The sequence below is a fragment of the Pseudomonas sp. CCI1.1 genome (genome assembly GCF_034348165.1).
GTDB classification, from domain to species: Bacteria; Pseudomonadota; Gammaproteobacteria; order Pseudomonadales; family Pseudomonadaceae; genus Aquipseudomonas; species Aquipseudomonas paracarnis.
Genome location: NZ_CP133780.1, coordinates 1,710,990 through 1,731,686, shown reverse-complemented (window position 1 = coordinate 1,731,686; position 20,697 = coordinate 1,710,990). Strand labels below are relative to the sequence as shown.

Genomic DNA, 20,697 nt, shown 5'->3' with positions numbered 1-20,697 from the left:
TATTCCAGGTACGTGCAGACCACTAGGCAGCGATCACATCAGGTTTGCTACGCGAGTGGTGGTTTCGCCAGGTCATCGGGTTGACGCCTTCGCTGCGGGTGAACATATGGCAAAAGTGCGCCTGGTCGCAAAAGCCACATTCCAGGCTGATCTGCGTGAGGCTCAGGGACGAGCCGGTAATCAATTCCTTGGCGCGCTGGATGCGTTGCTGGCGAATCCATTCCTGGGGCGACAGCCCGGTGGTGCACTTGAAGGCGCGGGAAAAATGGCTGCGCGACAAGGCGCAGGCCTGGGCCAGGTCGGCAATCGCCAGGCTTTCGCCGAGGTTGGCGAGGATCAGTTGCTTGGCGATACGCTCACGCCGGGGGCACAGGCCGCCGGTGGGAGATAACCGGGGGGCATATTGCTCGAGTCGGGCCATGACAAATATCCGCAGTCGATGGGAACGTTCCCGGTGGATGGGTGCAGTGTAGACGCGCTTTATCTTGTTGCCCGAGTGCCTGGCTGACGAGTTAATCGTTGTTAATTTCGCCAGGTGCGGTGCTGGAAAAGACAGCACAGCTATGCAATCCCAGGCGTGCAGTGCATGCTTCCCTGGCCCTCTGGAAAACGTTTGGATAGCACCCATGAACCGCAACGATCTGCGCCGCGTCGATATGAACCTGCTGGTGATTTTCGAAGCCTTGATGTTCGAGAAAAACCTGACCCGGGTCGCCGAAAAACTGTTTATCGGCCAACCGGCAGTGAGCGCTGCATTGGGCCGCTTGCGCGATTTGTTCGATGACCCGTTGCTGCTGCGCAACGGCCGTGCCATGGAACCCACGGCGCGTGCACTGGCGATACTCAAGGAGCTGCAACCGGCCATGGACACCATCTCGGGCGCCGTCAGCCGTGCCAAGGATTTCGACCCCTCCACCAGCTGCGCGGTGTTTCGCATCGGTTTGTCCGATGATGCGGAGTTCGGGCTGTTTCCGTCGTCACTCAGCCGCCTGCGCGAAGAAGCGCCGGGCATCATTGTGGTGGTGCGCCGGGCCAATTACCTGTTGATGCCTTCGCTGCTGGCCAGCGGAGAAATTTCCGTGGGGGTCAGCTACACCACCGACCTGCCGGCCAATGCCAAGCGCAAGAAGCTGCGCGATATCCCCTGCAAGGTCCTGCGCGGGGATGACGGCGAGGCGCCGCTGACCCTGGATGATTACTGCGCAAGGCCCCATGCGATGGTGTCGTTCTCTGGCGACCTGAGCGGCAATATCGACCTGGACCTGGCCCGCATCGGCCGCTCGCGTCGGGTGGTGCTGGCGGTGCCGCAGTTCAGTGGGTTGCGGGCGTTGCTGGCGGGGACGCAGATTATCGCGACCGTGCCCGATTACGCCGCGTGCGCATTGACCGAAGGCACACGCCTGCGCGCCGAGGACCCGCCGTTTGCGATTGATGCGGCGGAGCTGTCGATGGTGTGGAGCGGGGTGCATGACAACGACCCGGCGGAGCGTTGGTTGAGGGGCAGGATTGCGGAGCATATGGCGCGGGACGTGTGATGGAGCTGACTCCTCTCCACCTGACACCTCACAGGGCTATGTACTGCCCGCAGAATCAGCGCCAGACGAAGTCCTTGTGGGAGCGGGCTTGCCCGCGAAGGCGGCCTGATGGTCGACACAGTTATACCGAGTACATGCCCCCACCACTCGGCTCCCCGCCTGCGTTCGGCCAGCGTGGTTTAACGGGGCGCCTGAGATCAAGCTCAAAAGCAGCTCGCTTACGCGGGAGAAAAGGCCGTAGGTTTAATCGCCTACTCAATGCATCTTGCTATGGTCCATTTTGCTATGGTCCATGCCATCCAACCCACGGGCTGTCGCTTTCACTTCGACAGCCTGCTTTTCCCCCTTGGCATCTTGCACCGTCAGGGTCAGCGGTACCTGGTCGCCTTCCTTGATCTGGCCGGTCAGGCCCATCAGCATCACGTGGTAGCCGTTCGGGTCGAGCTTGACGGTTTTGCCGGCAGGCAGGGCCACCGAGTCCACTGGGCCCATGCGCATCACGTCGTCCTTCATGCTCATCTCATGAATCTGTACGTCTTTGGCGACCGGCGAGGCGACGCTCAGCAGTTTGCTGTCGCTGTCGGCGGTGAGGGTCATGAAGGCGCCGCTGGAAGGCTGGCCGGGTACGGAAGCGCGTACCCAGGCGTCGGTTACTTGTACTTGGGCGCTGGCGTGGGCGGCGAGGCCCAGCAGGGTGAGGCCGAGGGTGAGACGCTTGAGGTGTTGAACGGCAGTCATTAGCAGACCTCCATGACGGTGAGCAGATCTTCTGCGCACTCTTGAGCGGTAAGGGATGCCTGCAAGCCAAGGCGCAGGTTGCCACGGGTGTCGAACACGAAACTGGTGGCGGTGTGGGAGAGGGTATAGGTGTCGCCGGCGGGGATCTTTTCATAAAAGATCCCGAACTCCTTGGCGGCCACGGCGATTTCTTCCGGGGTGCCGTAGAGCGCTTCGAAGCTGGGGTCGAAGGCCTTGACGTAATTGTTGAGAATCTCGGGGGTGTCGCGCTCGGGGTCCAGGGTGATAAACACCACCTGCATGATCTTGCCATCGCGGCCCATCAGTTTCTTGGCTTGGGCGGCGCGGGCCAGGGCGGTCGGGCAGACGGCCGGGCACTGGGTGAAGCCGAAGAACACCACCGGCATCAGGCCGCGGTACGAGCTCAGGGTGACGGTTTCGCCGTCGGTGTTCTTGAGCTTGAAGGTACGGCCCATGATCTTGTCACTGAGGTCCTTGCCGTACTTGAAGTTCAGCTTGGGGCTGTAGTCACAGCCGCCCAGCAGGCTGCCCAGGCCCAATAGGCCCATGCCGGTCAGCACTTTGCGGCGGGTGAATAACGTACTCATCAACTGTGCATCCTGTGAAACGCCTGTAGGGCCGTGGAGCTGCTCCGCCAGGCTTTGAAAAGGAGTAACGAGAAGGGGACAGAGTCTAGCAACCCTGGCCGGCGCGCGTAATCTGCGACGTTCTGCCACAGGGGCGCGGCGCATTTCGTCCTTTTATGGCTTCGGTGGTAGAGTCGCCGCCATGAAATTGCGCCACTCTGACCGCTCACTGATCGCCTGGGCCCTGTACTTCTGTGTGCTGATGAACCTGTTCGCCTGCGGTTTGGGGCATGGCCAGATGATGGGGCAGCAGCTCAACGGCATCGGCGGGCTGTTCTGTTCGGTGGACGGCGGGCAGTCGCCCATTTCCGACAAAGGGTTGGCAAACCCGTCTTCCAGCAACATCTCGAACTACTTTGCCTGCCCGGTGTGCAACGCGGTTACCGTCGCCCTGGTGTTCCTGATCGGCCTGGCCTGGCTGCTCGGTCTTACGCAAACCCCACGTGTCGCCCATGAGCGGCGCAACAAGGCGCCTCCGCGCTATTCCTGGCCCTCGGCCAACCCCCGCGCTTCTCCCGCATCCTGACGTGTGCCTTGGGCTTCCTGTGACCAGGAGGCATTCTCTCGTCACGATTGTGAGAACACTCTATGAACCCTCAATTGCCTGCCGGCGCCAGCCGCCTGGTCAGTAAGGCGTCGCGGCGCCTGCGTGCGCAACCGGCGCTGCCTGATTACCCGAGTAATTCGCGCTGCTTCGTGCACCTGGATGCACGCCTGCTGCCTCACTGGCATACCTTGTTCGACATCTGTCCGGCGTTGCTCAAGCTCGACCCACCGGAGGGCTTGAACCTGTTTCGCGCCTTCATGACCTGGGCCTATCGCAACCAGCCGCCGCTGGACTGGACCTACCATCTGAACGTATGCCGCTGGTTGCTGAGTTCGGCGTACCGCACACAGATTGATGAGGAACCGATCGAAGCCTTCATGGCCGCCGCTGCTGCGCGCTGGGTGCTGACGGACGACAGCCCGTCGGCAGGCATTGTCCTGAGCTGGCGCGATTGCACGCTGTTCGACTGGAAGCATCACCCTTCGATAGCCGCGCCGCGACCGGCATTGCCGCCGCCCGCCTGGGACTTTGCCTGGTGCCCGTTGGATGCCCAAGGCGCTTTCAGCGGTTGGCTGCCGGTGCCATGAAGCGCCGCGTCCGGTAAGCCTCACGACACCCTCGGAAGCGCCGCACACGGCGCAGCGTGCGGGGCCCGCAGGCTGGCACCGACTTGATGACTAGGCTCTAGGCTTCTTTGGTTTTCAGGTCATCAGGTTATGTCTTCTTTGCATCACAACACGCCCACGCTGACGGTGGTCGACCCGCGAGGGTTGACCGTGCGCAGCGTGGCGTACCCTCGCAATACCGCGCAGCAATCACCCAGCGCGCAGGTCACGCGGCAGGTGTTCGACGCTCGCGGCCTGTTGCAGCAACAGTGGGACCCCAGGTTGTTTGAGTTGCACGCTGCCGACCCCGACGTGCCGCCCAATCTGTCTCATCGTTATAGTTTGGGCGGGCAAGTGCTAAGCACCGACAGCGTGGATGCGGGCCGTCAGACGCGCTTGCTCGGCAGTGGCGGCCAGGTCGTGCAACAGTGGGACAGTCGAGGCACGCGCCAGCGGTTCGAATACGACCCGTTGCTGCGCCCCGTGGCGGTATTCGAGCGCACGGAGGAGGTGGCGGTTGAACGCTGTGTCGAGCGCATGACCTACGCGGGCATGACGTCTACGGAGGCGGCGCGCAATCGTTGTGGGCGCATGATTCGTCACGATGACCCGGCAGGCACTTTGCTCGTTGAGCGCTACGACGTGCAAGGCAACATCACCGAGCAAACCCGGCGCCTTTGCACGTCGCACACCGCGCCCGACTGGCCGCTGCCCATGAGTGAGCGGGATGCACAGTTGCAAGCCCAGACCTTCACCACCACTTGGCAGCACGATGCGCTGGGGCAACGTCTGGAGCAGGTCGACGCGCGCGGCAATCGCCAGCAATCTCAATACGGTGTCGACGGCCAATTGACGAAAAGCGAGATTCTGTTCAAAAGCGGAGCGCGCAAGACCCTGGTGGATCAACGCAGCGTCAACGCCTCGGGCCAGGTGTTGAGCGAACGCCTGGGTAATGGCGTGGTCAGCGTTGCCGAGTATTCGGACACCGATGGACGTTTGACACGCTTGAGCGCCCACCTCAAGGATTCGGCAGGCAAGCGCCTGCAAGACCTCTTCTACAGCTACGACCGGGTCGGCAATGTGTTGCGCATCCGCGATGCGGCGCAGCCGACCCGCTGGGCCAGCAACGTGCAGGTGGAGGCAGTAAGCACATTCGAATACGACAGCCTGTCGCGATTGATCAAGGCCACTGGCCGTGAAAACGCGCGCAATACTGGCGCATCCGCACTGCCGGGCCGAATCACGTTCGGCGCCACAGACGACAGTCTCTGGGGCAGCTACACCCGCTACTATGCCTACGACTCGGCCGGTAATCTGACGCAGATGCGCCATGTGCCCAGCACCGGCAGCGGTTATACCCAACGGATGCAGGTGGGCGAACACAGTAATCACAGCGTGATTGCCCGCGAGGGCGCAAAGGCGCCGGGCCTGGGTAACGGCTTTGACCAACGTGGCAATCTCCAGGCTCTGGCGCCTGGTCAGGCATTGACCTGGAATGGGCGCAACCAGTTGGTTCGCGTCGCGCAGGTGCTGCGTGACAATGGCGAACATGACGATGAGGTGTATCTGTACGACGGCGCCGGCCAGCGAGTCATCAAGCGTCGCGTGGCTCATGGCAAGACGCAGGCTCACACCCATGAAGTGCTTTATCTGCCAGGGCTGGAGCTGCATCGCCACGGGCCGGATGGCGAGTGGTTGAACGTGATGCTCGCGCCGGGCGGGCGCTATTCGGTCAGAGGGTTACAGTGGGAACGGCAGCGTCCCGAGGAAATGCCGGATGAGCAACTGCGCTTCAGTCTCGACGACCATTTGGGCAGCAGTACCCTGGAGCTGGACGAGGCAGCCGGCCTGTTGAGCCAGGAAAGTTATTACCCTTTCGGCGCAACCGCCTGGTGGGCGGCAAAAAGCGCCTTGGAGGCGAACTATAAAACCCGACGTTATTCGGGCAAGGAGCGCGACGCCAGCGGGTTGTATTACTACGGCTTCAGGTACTACGCGCCGTGGTTGTTGCGGTGGATCAGCGCTGACCCGGCGGGGGATGTGGATGGGTTGAACCTGTATGCGATGGTGGGGAACAACCCCATGGGTTATGTAGACGAAGACGGTTTACAGCGCCGCTCGATGCTTGAGGTGGTGACGGTTCTGCTCCTGGTGTTGTTGATCGGGCATGGGATTGGTATAGAGGTTGGATACAGGGTTGAGCTGGCTTACTTTGGGCTGATTTCAGGAGTGGTGGGTGTCGCCTTTTACGCGCATCAACGGCTCAGCACTACTGAAGTTCGGCGCAGAGCGTTCTATGCGCAGTCCGCATTGGCCGGTGCGCAAGAGCTGGGCCATCGGCATGGCGCTACCGAACATGAAGTCAGCGAGTTGGCGGACTTTTTTCTGGAACACCGACTGGCCACCGCAGACACTAAGCGCCTGTCCTACGGACTGACGCCGGCAGCGCGGGGCGGGCTCTATGGGTACATTGGGCCCACCGAGCACCGGGAGCAGGCTGAAATAGCCTCACAAACGGAGCGTAACCCTAGTTTTACGCTTGCGAGGTTGGGGTTTGTCGGGATAGAGCTTCGTGCCCCGGCACGCAAGGTGGGCGCCGGCCCGCGTCCAGCGGCTGGGCTGACCCACACCGAAGTACAACCGCAAACCAGGGTCACGAGCGTGGGTCGCCGAGGCTCCGCTTCTGAAGAGCCCGCCGCGCCACCGGTAAGCTCAGGACCTTCCTCCGGGCTGGAACCTGAGCGACTCGTGATTGACGTTGAGCCTGTTCTCAATGAGCTGCGTGGCGTAGGGGGAGGGATTATCAGGAATGTGATCAACCGCCTGGAAGCCCGCACCCTGGACTTTCATACCGGGCATGCCATGGCGGGCGGGCAGAATGTCCGTAGTTTTGACTTGCCGGGCTATCGCGGGCAGCGCGGTCGTGGCGCCTATCGGGTGATGATCCAGCACGTCAGTGGGCTTAACTATCGGGCGGTCAGGGTGATGAACCCTCACCGCCGTTAATACGCTTAACGTCAGGCCAAAGAGCACGGGCCGTGTAACGGCCCGGCTCTGTTGTCAGTCCGGCGCGTGGGTGTCGTTTTCGTCCTCAGCGATACTGTACCAGGCGCAGTAGGTCTGGCGCCGTGTGTCGCCGTTGGCATTGACCACGCGCACCGGGCGTCCCAACGCGTCATGAAAATGTTGCTCGCTGGGGCGCAAGGTGTTGAAGGCCGCATCGTCGATATAGCCAGCACGGTCGGCAAAGTAAGGTCGCCAGGTGCGCGCCAGGCAACCTTGATTGTCATACTCCACACGGCCGCTGATCCGCCAACGGCGAGTGGCGTCGATTGGCTCGGCACCCGCGCTCAACATACCGGCGTCATCGACTGCAAAGGCCGGGCCTGGTTGCGCCTTTTCCTGGGTTTGCCGCACGCGGCCAAAGCCGTCGCTGAAGGCGAGAGCGACCTGAATCTGCGGGGTTGGCGACGTGCCTTGCCAACGGTCGGCGTGCAGTACCACGACGTGCACCGGCACTTGCCTGGCCGCCTGAATCAGGCGCTTGAGGGTTTGATGATGGGGGAGCGCAGCGCTCAGGCTGTTCAGGCGTGCCAACGCCGAGGCACGAATGTGCCCGCTGGGCAGCAGGTAACCGTTGCTTACCCATTGCGCCTGGATGCTGGCGGGTGGAATGTGCCCCATCCAACTGAACACGTCGTAGAAACACGCGCTTTGAGCGTTGAACAACGCCGCTTTCGGATCAGCCAGAGCCTGCGCCGGGCCCGTATCGGGCGTGCGGATGAAGGGCGTTTGGGCGTCATGGCCGACGGGCTTTCCTTGCTCCTCTCCCTTGAGGCCGGTCGCCAGCAGCTGCCCGTGGGCGTCGTAGTGCGCGTAGCGTTGCGTACGCTGTGCGTCAGTCACCGTCACCGGCAGGCCAAGACGGTAGTCGTACTGCGCCTGGGTCGTGCAGCCGTCCGCCAATTGCACCTTGATGATGTACAGCGCATAGCGGTCGTACTCGGACTGCGTGAACCCATGGCTCAGGCTCGCCTGATGCCGACGAGGCCGATAGAACATTTCAGCCTGGCCGTAACGGGTGTACCCCTGGCCGAGCGACCACAGGGTGATAGCCTCGCCCTGCCCGGGGGCCGGTGACAGGAACGCGGCCATGGCCCGATAGTGCTGTGCACTCAGCGTGGCAGCGACAGGGCGGCCCTCATACACCTCCAGCGCTTGCTGATCGAGTTCGGCTGTCTCGATATAGGCGGGCAGCGCCTGAAAACTTGCGGTGCCGGCCGGCAAGGGGGCGGTGTGCTCCGCCACGCAGTAATGCTGCACCGACAGCCCCCCCAGCTTGCGTTCGGCCGCTGTTCCCAGTGGAGCGGACGGGCCCTGCGCAATGAAGTGTTCATAGCTTATTTTTTCAATTGCTAACGCCTCTTTGCTCAGGACCAGCACGTTGCGTCGTTGCTGGTAGGGCAAGTGCAAGCGCCAGCGCTGCGCGGCGTCAAGGTGAATGAAGCGGGCGCGGGTTTCGTTGAGGTAATACGCCTGCTGCGCCGAATCATGCGCGTCACGCCACCACTGCTGCTCGTGGGCCGGCCCCGGCGGTGGGGCGTCGCTGGCTGTCTTGCGACGAGCGTAGTCGACCACCACGCTGTGCAGATTGCCGGCGTAGCAGTCCCAGCGCAGATTGAGGATATGCCGACAGCATGGGTCGCCCGGTTGGCGCTCGTAGCGACAGGTCAGCGACTCCAGCAACAGTGGCAGCAGCACCGCCGGTTCGCCGGCCTTGGCCGACGGGCTTAGTTGGCGTATGAAATAGCGCTGTTGCTGCACCGAATACGGCACTGCTTGTGGTGGCGAGTCGGCGGCTGCATATACCTCTTCACGCAGCAGGCTACCCGCCAATGCACGCTGCATCGCGCGGCGGGTGGTTGCGCCGGGCGTAGCGATCAGCGTATCTCCTGTGCGCCCGGCCTCCAACTGGCCCAGCAGGGTTGGCCCCAGCGCGGGCGCCTGCGGGTCGCCCGGGTAAAAAGCCTCCTGCGAGGGCTCAAAGGTGTGGAACCAGCGTTTGGTCAACACCCCAGGCGGCGCATCGGCCGTAGGAGGTTGTTCGGTGTGCAACACCAGGCCAAAGCCGATGAACTGGCGTTCCTCACGGTCGTAGCAGGCTTGCCGGTAACGAAAATACTGGGTGGAGCGGTTACGGCTGACCAGATCCTTTTGCTGTTGCCGCTTGACCACCTGTACCGGGAACGCAAGGCTACTGCCTCGAGGCACTCCCAGGGTTTGCCCGTGCTGTTTTTCGTCGAGCCATTCCTGGGCGCTGCTGCGGTAGCTCAGTTGGGTGGTGGCCCCCCGGTTGTTGAGCGTGGCGGTTAACAAATACGGTTTGAGACTGACGAAGTCATACCGCCAGTGCTGGGGTGTCATGTGCGGCACGCTCAGGATCAGGCTGGAACAGCCCAGGCCTTGAAGGTCGGCAAAGCTGACCTGGCATGTCGCGTCATGGCGCACGCCCTCGGGCCAACGCAGTGTCAGTGGCTCCGATGCCAGCCCGCTGCCGGCGCGGTTCATATAGATCTGTATGTGTTCAGGCGCCAGGTAAATCAGGTCCACCGCGCCTGAGCCGTCCAGGTCGGCGAGGCGAATATGCTCGGCATCGAAGCTGGCGTGGTCGAACGCCAGCGTGGCGAAGACAAACCCTTTGCCGAAGCGTCCACGGCCGAGGTTGGGCCAGCACTTGATTTCGTTATGGCGGATGCGCAACAGGTGTTGTTGGCCGCTGCCCAGGGGGTCGCAAAAGGCGATCAATTCGGCCGGCGAATGGCTGAGGGTTGGCAGTCCCTCATCGTCGGGCGCATGGCGCACCTGCTGGCCAGGATCAAACCCGCCGTCCTGGCGCTGAGCGTACAGGCGCACGCTGCGGCTGCCGATCAGAACCAGGTCCAGCCTTCCGCTGCCCATCAGGTCGGCCAGTTGCCCGTGGGGATGGAAAAACTCCTGGGGCATCGCCGCAAAAGGCACGAAACCCGACCATTGCCGCTGCGAGTCGAGGCTGAAAAAACCGCTCAGCCCTGGTTGCGCCACCACCCATTCCAGATGCCCATCGCCGTCAAGATCCGCCAGTGCCTGGCGCGTGGCTTGGGCGGTATCGGCGAGGGGGATGCGTGGCAGGGCCTGCCATGGACCATAGATCAGCGCATTGCTGCTGGCCCGGCCGGGGGCCCTGAGCGGCTCGCGGTAGTACCAGCTTTTATCGGTGCGGTGCAGGATGCCCGGCAAACCGTCGCGGTACAGGTCGACCAGTTGATAATGCTGCCCGTCGTTGATGCCCGCCATGGCGTCGAACGCTTGGTAGCGCGCGGCGTCCAGCGTCGGCACGAAGGCGCTGTAGGCCAGCTCCAGAGGCGGCCAGGCACTGGCGTCCCCTTGGGCGTCAAAGGCCTGGTTGTGCACAGCGTTCAGGCAACTGCCGATGGCGTGGCGATGGGTGTACTCCAGCAATAGACGCCGCGTCAGCACCGGCTCGACGCCCAGGCTCGGCTCGTCGGGGAAGTAATGAAACATCAGCACTTGCTGACACCGCCGCAGGGTGCCGAGCTCAAAGCCATAGGCATAGCTGCTGATCGGGTCGTTGCGGATCGGCCAGGCATGTTGTTCGGCATAGGTCGGCACTTGGCTCAGGCCGGTGTGGCGTTCGCCATAATCCAGCAGCAGTTCGAAGTGCCATTGCTTGTCAGCGAGGGTGTCCGCACGCCACAGCGCCAGATGCTCAAGGGGCTTGAGGTTGCCGTAGCACACCCGCGCCAGATAACGCTGGGCGCGATAGTCCCTGGCGGCGCTTGGCGGCTGGTCGTCTGGTTTGTAGTGGTAATAGATCTGCTCACCCAAAGGGTTGAGGCTTTCCTGCAACAGCCATTGGGCAACACGTAGGCCGTCGTTTGGGTCTGCACAGCGCGCGATCAGAGTCTTGCCGAACAGGTGCACGCAGCCGTCGGCCCCCTGAACCAGCCAGAACCCGGCCTTGTCGCTGTCACAAGACCAATGCTCGATACGGTCGAAGCGCGCTTCTATCACCGGAAAATAGCGCACCACTCGGTGGGGTTCATCCAGGGCCAGGCCGTTATAGTGGTCCCAGGTGATGGCCTGAATTGCGCCGTCGGCATCACGCTCAGGGATCATGTCGATGCCTTGGGGGCTGATGAAACGGTCGTCATCACCGTAGGCCGGTACGCCTTTGCGGGTATCACGGCTGATGGCGCCTGCCGACATCGCCCAGCCGAGGCCGAAGGGCCCGTTGCCTAGGGCGCTGCGATAACCCAGGCTCAGGGCCGGCGTGAAGCCACGGCCCGGCGAAATGGGCAAGGGCACCTCCAGGCACGCCTCACCCCGTGTGCCCACGGCACCCCATTGCGCGCCGGGGCCCTGGATGGCGCCACCGCCCTTGGGCAGCGCAGGAATCTTCGGTTCCAAGAGTTCGGGCGGCCGCACGCTCATCGTTGACCTCCGGTGTTTTTAGCGGTGTAGCGCAGGTGCACGATGATATCGGTGAGGGATTCGAGCAGGGCGTTTTGCCGGGCATGGTTGGGAAAGATCAGTTGCCAGGTGGAGATCGCTCCTGTGTATTCGAACGGCAGGTAACGCTCGTCGCTGTCGAAGTTCAAGGTAAACAGGCCGCTGTCGTTGAGCCCGCTGGACAGGGCGATTTGCTGTTTGGCGCGCAGGTCTTTTTTTACCGCAGCGTCGGTGTGTCTGGCCGCGGGGGTGAGGTACGTGGTATTGGCGGTTTGGGTCAGGATGGCCTTGATGTCTTCATAGGGGCCCAGCGTGGCGGGCAGGGACACACTGACGTGCTTGATACGCCGCAGGTAATGGCCTGGGTAGTCGTCGTCAAACAGCTTGAGGGTCAGTTCAAAGGTCAAGGCGCCGGTTTTTACCAGGTCGGCTTTAAGCGCGGCCCAGGGCATGTCGCGCGTGGCCACAGGGTCTTGGCTGTGCAGATGGCGCAACGACACGGTTTTAGTGATTTCCAGCAAACGTTCGTTGTGGGTGAGGTAGGCGTTACTCATGCTCAGTAGGTTTTGCTTGAGCGCTTCCCCGGCGCTGAAGCCGCGATATTGATGGGTCCAATGCTGGGTTTGAATGAAGTGCTTGTCCCACTGAGCCCGTTCTTCCTGCCAGCAGGCCTCGGCCGCCAGGCACAGCGACAGGGTCGAGTCATAGGCTTGGTAGTAGAAAGTGGAAAGTTGGCCATTGAGCCATTGATACAGTTGGGCGTTGGTAAAGCGTTTGCCGAGCTGGTCGTACAGGCTTCGTGCTTGGGCCAGGCTGGTCTGGGCCAGGCCCAGTTGCAAGCGGGTATGGGCTTGCTGTTCGGTGTAAGCCTGCAGCTGGGCGTCGACCTGGGCCAGCTCAAGGCGTGCCTGTTCCAACGAATGGGCCCACTCGGCGGCGCGTCGGGCAAACAGGTCGGTGCGGTCCAGGTGGGCAGCGTTGGCGCGCTTGTCATTGGCAATGCCTTGGGCCGTCGCGTGCAGGGCGTGAAAAGCGCCCTCGTAGCGCACGCCGCCGTTGGAGGTGCCAAAAATATTCGGTATCAGCATCGCCAGCCCCGCGCCGGCTTGTGCCACGGCGGCGGCGGTGTCCCAGCGCGCACTGTCCTGGTACTCCTGGGTGGCCTGGGCCTCGGCCGGGCTGATGCCTCGCTTGAGCTGCTGTTCGAAGAACGTCACCCGCGCTTCGACCATGCGGCGTCCTGCCAGCAGCGCTTGCTGGTTCCTCGCATCGAACTGTACGGCCTGGGCCTGTTGCTCGACGGCCAGCCTCGCCAAGTCCCAGGCTTGCTGCTGCTGGGTTTCCAGGTACTGGGCCTGCTCTTTGCGTTCGAACAACGACAGTAAGGTCGCCCCCAACTGGATCAGGTTGTCGACCGCTTGCAAGGCGTGTCCCAGCAATACCTGGAAGCGGTAGTGCGCGGCCTGGGCGGTGCGCAGCGACGGGCGCAGGCTGGCGCCGACCGAACCTTGCTGGTACGCGGCAAGCAGCGTTTGAGGCGTCAGGGTCGCGGCGTACAGCGGCAGGCTCAAGGGTTTGCCGGTCAGGTCCAGGTGATGGCGCAGGTTGTGCAGGCGAGATTCGATTTTGTCCCAGCGCAGCAGCAGATCAGGGCTCAGGGATCGACACAGCCGCGAGGTGCCCGCAGGTACTGTCGTGCTGTCGAGCGTGGAAGGGTTTTGCAGTTTGTCCAGGGTCGTGGCTGCCCAGGGATCGACCGGGTTGAGCGGCGGTCTTGGCCCGAGCAAGCCCTTGGCGCGGATGTACCACAACTTGGCGTCGGCCAGGCCGTCACGGGTCATTTGCCGGTACGCCGCATCCCCGCGATTGAGCAGGATGTCGACGTACAACAGGTACAGCGCCTGACGAAAATGTACCGCGCTGCTTGTCGCCAATGGGTGGGGCAGGGCAGAGGCGTTGTGGCGTTGTGGCGCACTGGCAAGCAGCGCGGGCAGGCGCCAAACGTCAGATGGGTGGACGGGATCGAACACGTAGCGTATCCACGTTTCGGCCTCGGCGTATTGCTGCTCCTGGTTCAGGCGTTGTGCCAACAGCCAGGGCAGGTAAAGAAACAACTCCCAGTAATAGGTGCCATGGGGGCCGTGGAAGTCCAGTGGGCTGGGCTTTTCCTCGCCTGGCAATGGCGGCTCGCGCCAGGCATCCGGGGCCAAGGCAAACAGCTCATGCAAACCTGCGCCCGCGGTTTTTGCCAGCAGCCCGGCCACGCAGGTGTTGGTGCGTATGGGCGCTCGTTTGTTTTCAGGCTTATCGATCGACTCGATCGTGGACCCGTCGAAGTCAATGAATTCTGCCGCGCCATAGGGCGGGGTTGCGAGTCGCCGGATAAACGGAGCCAGTGGAATGATGGGGGTGCTGTTATCGGGCGGCAGGGTGAAGGTCGCGGTTTTCAGCGCGTAGCCCAGGATGATGGGGTCGGGGTAATGCACATCGCTTTCCAGCAGCAACACGCCGTGAATCAGCGTCAATGTGGAAGCCGTCGTGTCAGTGGAGTCCTCGTCGTAGGGGTGCAAGGTCGTGGGGGAGAGTTCGATCTGCGCCTCAAGCGTGTGCGTTTCGGAGAGTTCAGTGAACGTGTCGCGCAGGGTGCGCCGAGAAGCGTCTGCCAGGCCGACGAGTACCGTGTTATTGCGGTGAGGGCTTTCCGGTAAAGCGCTGTGTCCTTGTTTGGGATACATCAACACGGGTTTGTACAGGCGTTGTTTCTGCTGGACCTGGACCTTGTCCAGTACTAAGTCGTAGGCATGGCTGCTGGTCTGCGCCTGATTGTTGTAGAACGACAGGGTGACGGTATAGGTGGCGTCTGGCGTATTGAAAAAATAGTCGAAGGCTTCTTGGCTAATGCGTTGGTCGCGCAGATTGAATGTCGTGCTTTTCGGGTTTTCTTCATCTTTTTCAATTTGCGGCAGGGTAAAGGTCGTCGGCTGATTCGCAGCATTTTTTATAAGTTGGGCATAGCTGACGCCGGTCTCATTGCACTTGAGGGTCAAGTCGATGCGCACGTTGGAGAAGGTTGCCAGCTTGGCGCCCTCCAGGAAAATCTCGGCGGTGGGGCCTAACGCCAGCGTCTCGTTCTGGGCAGGACCGCTGCTGCTGAGGGTGATGGTCAAATTGACCAGTGCGTCTGCCTTGCTGAACCTGACAGTGCGGTGCGGTTCGAAGCGTTTCGCCAGGCGGGTGGTGACCTCCAGTACTGACGTTGTTCGGTTGAACCGAATATCGCTCTCAGCCGAAAGACTGCGGATATGCTGTTGATTGTCTTCGTAGTTCCAGCCATGGGTGGTGCCATGGGGCGCGTCGTTGGTCAGGGAGTGGACTTTGACCTGGACCGTGTCGGGCGCCCTGAATTGAAATCTGGCCCTGTTGTGGTGCCCGAACAGGGCCAGGTACCGCCCGGCCAGTTCAGCCTCTTTATGCCAGTAGAACATCCGCCGAGTGCTGCCCTGGGTTTCAAGCCAATGGACGTTGAAGTGCTGATCCAGCCGTACGGCTTGAAAGAAATGCCGATGCACGCCGTTGTGCGGGGAAGCCGTTTGATGGTTCGGCTGTGCGCTCAGGCCCAGGAACAGTGACGGCGGTTGGCTTTTTGAATCGAGTACGGCGATGGACGCAGTGGCGCTCATCAGGTCTTCCGAGCTCAAGTCATCCAGGCCCTGTGCCAGGCTGTATTCCTGAATGCAGGCCTGCGGCACGCTCCAACTGTCATCCAGTTTTTTATAGGAAAAGTACAAGCGCAACTGTAGATAGGTGGTCTTTATCCGGGTTTCCAGCCGTTGCTGGTATTCCTTCTCCGATTCAACATCACCGCGCCCGATCCGGGTGATGTCCCTCGACGACGACGTCGGGTTGATGCATTGGGCCCACACCACGAAGAGGCGCCCGTTGAACACCACCGGGCGAATCGTCTGTTCGGGGACGTTATCGTCAATCGACAGCGGGATCTTTTGCCAGGAGGACCAGGCTGGCGGAGTGGTCGCGTCGCCCGAGGCCATTTTCAGCGTGCGCCAGTAATAGGTGTTTTCCGGACTGGACTTGCCGGTGAAGTAATAAGTGCTGCTGGCAAAGCTGTCTTTATCACCATCGATATAACCATTGAGGGTCTTGATGTTGGCAAGTGCTTCGAAGCGGCTGAGGTAACTGTGGACGGCTGTCTGCAGCGGCGCAGGCTCGATACGAAATTGGTTGAGCTGGTTCTCCAGTTGCCTGAAGTTGTCGCTTTTGCCATGGCGCAATGTAGGGCTCAGGTAGGTGGCCGGGTAGTGCTGAAGTTGCTGGTGGGCACGCCACAGTGAATAGGACAGCAACTGGTCTCGCCACTCGATCTGCTCGACAGCGCTCATGCCCTGTTCGTCGTAGCCGGGCTCCAGGCCCAGGTAAATGCCAGTGATGTACTGCTGCAGGCTGGCAATGGCGCTGGCGACACGGGTGGTGGGCACCGTATGGCGGACCTGGGGGTCGAGCAGCCAATAGGTATAGACATCGTCGACGGTCTTGACGGTATCGGCCACTGCCGTGTCTTCAGGCAGCACGCTGTTGAGGTAGAACCCCAGCATCGCGTCGCGCAGGTGTTCGTTGAGGTGGTGGGTGAGGGTGTCAGACATGGTCATTCCTTGAACCAGGCGAAATACAACGGGGTTAGGGGGCTGTGGCGATCAATGCCGAGCCAACGTGTTGCCAGTCTTCATTCATCAAGGTGGCATGCAGGTCGGCAGCCTTGAGCAAGGCGTTGGCGGAGAGGCCGGTGAGCCTGACGGCTTCATGGCAACGCAGGAGCCAGTCCAGGTCGGCCAGGGTCTTCACCTGTTTGGCAGGCAGGGATTCAACGAGCAGGTTGATTTCATCGACATCCCACTTGAGCAATGCGGCCAGTTGCGAAGTGCAAGCCCCATCGTGAGATACGGCGGAGCCTTCAACGGAGGATGAATTGGCGCGCTGCAAATAAGCGAGCACGCTGTCCTGGGCCAGTCCGTAGGTACTGAGGCAATGGGCAAAGCGTTGCAGCAGGTACAGCGTGCTCAGCGTCAGCTTGAGCAGCGAGGCCGCGGTGTGGTCCGGGCTCAGCCAGTGCGGATGGAGCACAAAGGCCTGCAAGGCCTCACGGCTCACTGCCAGACCCAAGGACACTTCGGCATCCGGCAGGCTCAGCAGTACATTTTTGTGCAGCTCCGTGGTGGATTCGGCAGTGGCGGTTCGGGCAATTTGTCGAACCACGAGTTTGCGCCATTGCAGGTACGCGGAGGCGTCACCGGCAAGGTGTGAGGGGGCGTTGAGCAGCGTGTCGATGTTTGCTTTAAGCGGCTGCATTTGTTGGTAGAACGCGCCGAGCTTCTTGGTCACTGCCTGTCTGGCATCGCTGTGCAGAGCCGTGTTGCGTTCTGGGTTGAGGCTCAGCGTCTGGGCTTCGATAAGCTGCACCAGCCCATTGGGCAGTTCTTTGGGCGGCGCGGGCTTGAGCAGCGGTTGGCTGTGCAGCAGCCCTTGTACGATGAGGGCATGCCAGGCAATGGGCGCCGCTTTGGTGTCAGGCTCGGGCTGGGGCAATGACAGGTCAGCGAGGTCTTCTTGCGCCAACAGGCCATGCCGAGTCAGTTCGACCACCTCATCGAGTTGGGTGATGTACGTCTGCACGTGGGGCGGTGGAGATTGGGCATCCAATAGCAATTGACGGCGAAGTTGATCGACCGTTTGACCCGTGTCGTTGAGCCAGCGGACCAGCCAGTCCATTTGCATCAGCACATCGAGCAGGTCGGCAGGTGCATTCACGCCCGAGCGACGCAGGCTCGGGTTGACCAGTTGGCCGGTGTAATCCTTACCGCCCAGCAGCGCCGCCACATGGTAGCTATCGAGCACTGACAGCCCGAACAACTGCGCGATCCGAGCTTGGCGATACAGCGCGCTATAAAACGTCATCGTCGGGCAAGCAGCGGGTAGATGCTGGCGGGCCTGCTTGATCAGCCAGTGCAACGAATCCGGGGTATCGCTCAGGTGCAGGCCGGTGCAGAGCTGGTGGCGCAGGGTTGTCGGGATTTCCTCCCTCAGCGCCAGGGTCGGCCTGTCCAGCGTCAATGCCTGGCCTGGCAACGGGCCGGGGTTGAACAACTGGTCGTACAGCGACAGGCGAGTACCGGGTGCCCACACCGGTATCTCATCCAGCACGGCCGCAAAGGCTTGCAATGACAGGCTGTAGCGGCGCTCCAGATAGCGATAGACGCCCAGTGCGCGCAGGGTATTGTCGTTGGCGGGCCGCGCCGGGTCGCCCTCGTGTTCACGCCGCACGACGCTCGTTGACAGGGCGTCGAGTGCGTCGAAGGGCAATTGCGTCCAGCGTTGCAGGCGGATCATTCGGTGCAGGCGCTGGTAACGTTCCCATGAGGTATTGCGCAGGCGCGCAGCACCCTTGTCCTGTGTAGTGATCGACAGGGGCGACTGGGTCGCGCCAGCCTCGGTGATCGGCCCGTTCACGTACGCAGCACCGTCGTGCAGGCGCAGCTTGGCCGGCGGCGTTGGCAGGGCGCTTGCCAGAACATTGCTCGACAGCACCGGCACATACTTGCCGCAGGCCAGTAGCGCTTCGGTCTGATCGGCGGTGAGTCCGGTTTTTTGCAACCAGTGGGGCAACTCCTCAAGGGGCTGCTGCTGGGTGCCATAGTGCTGGGTAAAAAAATCCTCTGCCTGTACGTCTCCTGATCTTTTTAAAAAAGGCTCGGTCAATAACACCTGCTGGGCAGGGCTCAGCCCGGACAGCAAACGTTGCGCTTCATAGGCCTCGTGCCTGACCACGCCGTAAGTGTTTTGCGCGCGCTGGCTGGTGGGCAGCTTGAGGCTGATGCGGTAACTGAGTTCGCCCAATTGTGGCTTGTTGCCGGACAAACCGAGCCAGCACTGGCGATGCGCACGTTCGAACGGCAGCACGAAGGGGAAACGTTGCTTGCCGAGCACCTCATCAAGTGAGCGACCGCGGTATTCACGACGGGTTTGTTTGAGGTGAACGTCAATCTGGCGGGACAGGGTTTCGTTGATCATCGAGAGTTGAGGAATCACAGCGCTGAGGCTGCGTTCGTCCAGGGGCAGCGTCTTGAGTTCGGGGCGTCGCTGGTCGAGGGTGACCTTGGGCTGTTTGCCTTTACCGCTTTTTTCCAGCGCTTGGGCAAACAGGTATAACGCCTTCAGGTAGGCGATCGGGGAGTCGATTGCCGCCATGGAAGAGGCCGAACACAGCAGGTGCCAGTCCTCTTTGAACAGGTGGGTATAGGTGGGGGAGTGCGTGTCCATTGTGATGAATCTCCTGAAAGCCCCCGGCCACTGCCAAGGGCAATGGCACGCTAGCATGGGGCGCCAGGCCGGCTCGGTCGGCCGGATCGCTGAGTGAGCGAGGAGAAATCATCGGTGCAAATCGATAGCGCGACAGGGCCTGTGGGTCACTGTCGCGCGAACTTTGCTGCGAGGAGGTAGCCGTTACGCGGCCAGCGGTTTTTTCACCATGGCTTTTTTGTGCGCGGCCTTCATCGCTTCCATCTCGGCCCCCAGCTCTTCGAGCAGCGCTTTACCCAGCAGTTTCTTGGCCTGGGGGAACATCTCGGTTTCTTCTTCTTCGATATGGTGCTCAAGCAGCTCCTTGACCACTTTGACGCGACCGGAAAACTCGGTGGAAGATGGGTCGGTCTTTTTCAAGTCCGGCAGGACCAGCGAGTCGACGGTACGGTGCTCTTCCTTGGCTTCGTGGTACATGATGTCCTGTTCCTTGCCACCCGCTTTCCTGAACGCGGGGTAGAGGATTTCTTCTTCAAGTTGGGTGTGCAGGGTGATTTCCATTTCAAGTTTGGCCAGCAACTCGGTGCGCTTTTTCACCCCGCGTTCAGTGGATTCGCTCAACTGGGTCAGCAGGGTCTTGACGCGTTCATGGTCGGCTTTGAGCAGGTCGATGGCATTCATAGGTAACCTCACGGGGGTGTGCGGGCGTGTCGAAGTGCACGCCTCGTGGTGAGGAAGGTTGCATCAGGCGTACCAACTTTTATGGTTATAAATCATCTTTAAAATCAGATGGTTATATTTTCATGTGCGCTTGTCGGTCGTGCAGCTTGCATGGTCGGGCCGCGTTGAGGTTGCACAACGCACAGCCGGTTGCTGACACTCCAGCGCAACGGGGGGCCATAAAGTGGGGCCAGGAAAATTCTAATGGAACCCTTGGGGCATCTGCTTGACCTAACGCTTAGACTTCAGGAGGTGAATCATGCAAATTGAATATATCTGGATCGTATTGGCGGTGGTTCTGCTGCTCTTGGAACTCTGGGCGATCAATATCGTTTTGCGCAGCACTGGCGGATGGGAGACCAAGGGGTTGTGGGTCGTGGTGCTGGTGTTCGTGCCGCTGCTGGGGTTGATTGCGTGGGCAATGTTCGGACCCAAGCGTGAAATGGCGCAGCAGCGTAAGAGCTGAAGCGGTGAGTGATAAAAAACAGGCGCCCATGGGGCGCCTGTTTTCATTGCGCTAAGCCGATCAGCCGCCGATGGCCTTGGCAATCGCCTGATTGAACGCCGGTAGGTCGTCCGGCGTGCGCGAGGTGATCAAGGTCCAGCCATTGGCCTGGCACTCTTTAACCTCGGCATCCACTACGCTGGCCGCGCCGGCGTTTTCAAGGTCGATGCGCACGCTTTTATAGGCGGTCAGGGTTTTGCCCTTGACCACGCCAGCGTCGATCAGGGTCCATGGCCCGTGGCAGATCGCCGCGATGGTCTTGCCGGCCTGTACAAATTCATTGATCAGGCGCAGTGCGGCAGTATCCTGGCGCAGCGTATCGGCATTCACTGTGCCGCCCGGGATGACCAGCGCATCGAAGTCGGCGCTGACAACATCCGACAGTTGCACGTCTGATTCCACGGTCTGGTCCTTTTCCGTGTCGCCGACAAATGTCTGGGTAGTGCCGCCTTTGCTGGAGGCGTGCGTCACGGTCGCGCCGTAGCCACGCAGCGTTTCCAGAGGCTTGAGCAACTCGTCGCGCTCGATGCCGGTGTTGGAGGTGATGACGAGGATGTGCTTGCCGTTGAGTTGCGAGCTCATG

General features: G+C 61.4%; 13 protein-coding genes. 5 read left to right on the top strand and 8 right to left on the bottom strand.

The features are described from left to right. Positions 1 to 22 precede the first annotated feature (22 nt). Entirely contained in the window at positions 23 to 421 is a 399-nt protein-coding gene (locus tag RHM69_RS07445; RefSeq protein ID WP_014718805.1) for a helix-turn-helix domain-containing protein, read from the bottom strand. Between the two features lie 205 nt (positions 422 to 626). On the opposite strand from RHM69_RS07445, the gene RHM69_RS07440 reads away from it, so the two are divergent. Further along, on the top strand, positions 627 to 1,535 hold the full coding sequence (locus RHM69_RS07440; RefSeq protein WP_322255487.1) for a LysR substrate-binding domain-containing protein: 909 nt from the start codon (positions 627 to 629) through the stop codon (positions 1,533 to 1,535). 255 nt (positions 1,536 to 1,790) lie between these two features. On the opposite strand, the gene RHM69_RS07435 is transcribed toward RHM69_RS07440, so the two are convergent. Then, the gene (locus RHM69_RS07435; RefSeq protein ID WP_014718803.1) at positions 1,791 to 2,273 is read right to left on the bottom strand and encodes a copper chaperone PCu(A)C; all 483 of its coding nucleotides are present in this window, start codon (positions 2,271 to 2,273) and stop codon (positions 1,791 to 1,793) included. Beyond that, positions 2,273 to 2,881 carry an SCO family protein gene (locus tag RHM69_RS07430; protein ID WP_003191741.1) on the bottom strand — a complete coding sequence of 203 codons (609 nt, stop codon included), beginning with the start codon at positions 2,879 to 2,881 and terminating at the stop codon, positions 2,273 to 2,275. Before RHM69_RS07430 ends, RHM69_RS07435 begins: the two co-directional genes overlap by 1 nt. Positions 2,882 to 3,062: 181 nt before the next feature. Between RHM69_RS07430 and RHM69_RS07425 the strand changes: the two genes are divergently transcribed. The 3 genes from RHM69_RS07425 to RHM69_RS07415 all read left to right on the top strand — a co-directional run bounded on the left by RHM69_RS07425 (position 3,063) and on the right by RHM69_RS07415 (position 7,078). After that, positions 3,063 to 3,446, top strand: coding sequence for a DUF2946 domain-containing protein (locus RHM69_RS07425; protein ID WP_003191740.1), 384 nt, complete (start codon positions 3,063 to 3,065; stop codon positions 3,444 to 3,446). A gap of 62 nt (positions 3,447 to 3,508) precedes the next feature. Next, on the top strand, positions 3,509 to 4,054 hold the full coding sequence (locus RHM69_RS07420) for a putative natural product biosynthesis protein (RefSeq protein ID WP_014718802.1): 546 nt from the start codon (positions 3,509 to 3,511) through the stop codon (positions 4,052 to 4,054). A 129-nt stretch (positions 4,055 to 4,183) separates the two neighbouring features. Continuing rightward, positions 4,184 to 7,078: an RHS repeat-associated core domain-containing protein gene (locus RHM69_RS07415; RefSeq protein ID WP_200600956.1), complete on the top strand. Its 2,895-nt coding sequence runs from the start codon at positions 4,184 to 4,186 to the stop codon at positions 7,076 to 7,078. Positions 7,079 to 7,132: 54 nt separating this feature from the next. Here RHM69_RS07415 and RHM69_RS07410 read toward each other — a convergent pair whose 3' ends face one another. The 4 genes from RHM69_RS07410 to RHM69_RS07395 all read right to left on the bottom strand — a co-directional run bounded on the left by RHM69_RS07410 (position 7,133) and on the right by RHM69_RS07395 (position 19,570). Beyond that, positions 7,133 to 11,563 carry a SpvB/TcaC N-terminal domain-containing protein gene (locus tag RHM69_RS07410; RefSeq protein ID WP_200600958.1) on the bottom strand — a complete coding sequence of 1,477 codons (4,431 nt, stop codon included), beginning with the start codon at positions 11,561 to 11,563 and terminating at the stop codon, positions 7,133 to 7,135. Next, positions 11,560 to 16,239: a neuraminidase-like domain-containing protein gene (locus RHM69_RS07405; RefSeq protein WP_200600960.1), complete on the bottom strand. Its 4,680-nt coding sequence runs from the start codon at positions 16,237 to 16,239 to the stop codon at positions 11,560 to 11,562. Before RHM69_RS07405 ends, RHM69_RS07410 begins: the two co-directional genes overlap by 4 nt. Before the next feature lie 34 nt (positions 16,240 to 16,273). Continuing rightward, a complete protein-coding gene (locus RHM69_RS07400) occupies positions 16,274 to 18,910 on the bottom strand; it encodes a Tc toxin subunit A (protein ID WP_200600962.1) in 2,637 nt (878 codons plus the stop codon). Positions 18,911 to 19,093: 183 nt separating this feature from the next. Continuing rightward, a complete protein-coding gene (locus tag RHM69_RS07395) occupies positions 19,094 to 19,570 on the bottom strand; it encodes a hemerythrin domain-containing protein (RefSeq protein ID WP_056787383.1) in 477 nt (158 codons plus the stop codon). A gap of 298 nt (positions 19,571 to 19,868) precedes the next feature. Between RHM69_RS07395 and RHM69_RS07390 the strand changes: the two genes are divergently transcribed. Continuing rightward, positions 19,869 to 20,075 carry a hypothetical protein gene (locus RHM69_RS07390; protein WP_003191730.1) on the top strand — a complete coding sequence of 69 codons (207 nt, stop codon included), beginning with the start codon at positions 19,869 to 19,871 and terminating at the stop codon, positions 20,073 to 20,075. Positions 20,076 to 20,135: 60 nt separating this feature from the next. On the opposite strand, the gene RHM69_RS07385 is transcribed toward RHM69_RS07390, so the two are convergent. Further along, entirely contained in the window at positions 20,136 to 20,696 is a 561-nt protein-coding gene (locus tag RHM69_RS07385) for a type 1 glutamine amidotransferase domain-containing protein (protein ID WP_014718796.1), read from the bottom strand. Position 20,697 lies beyond the last annotated feature (1 nt).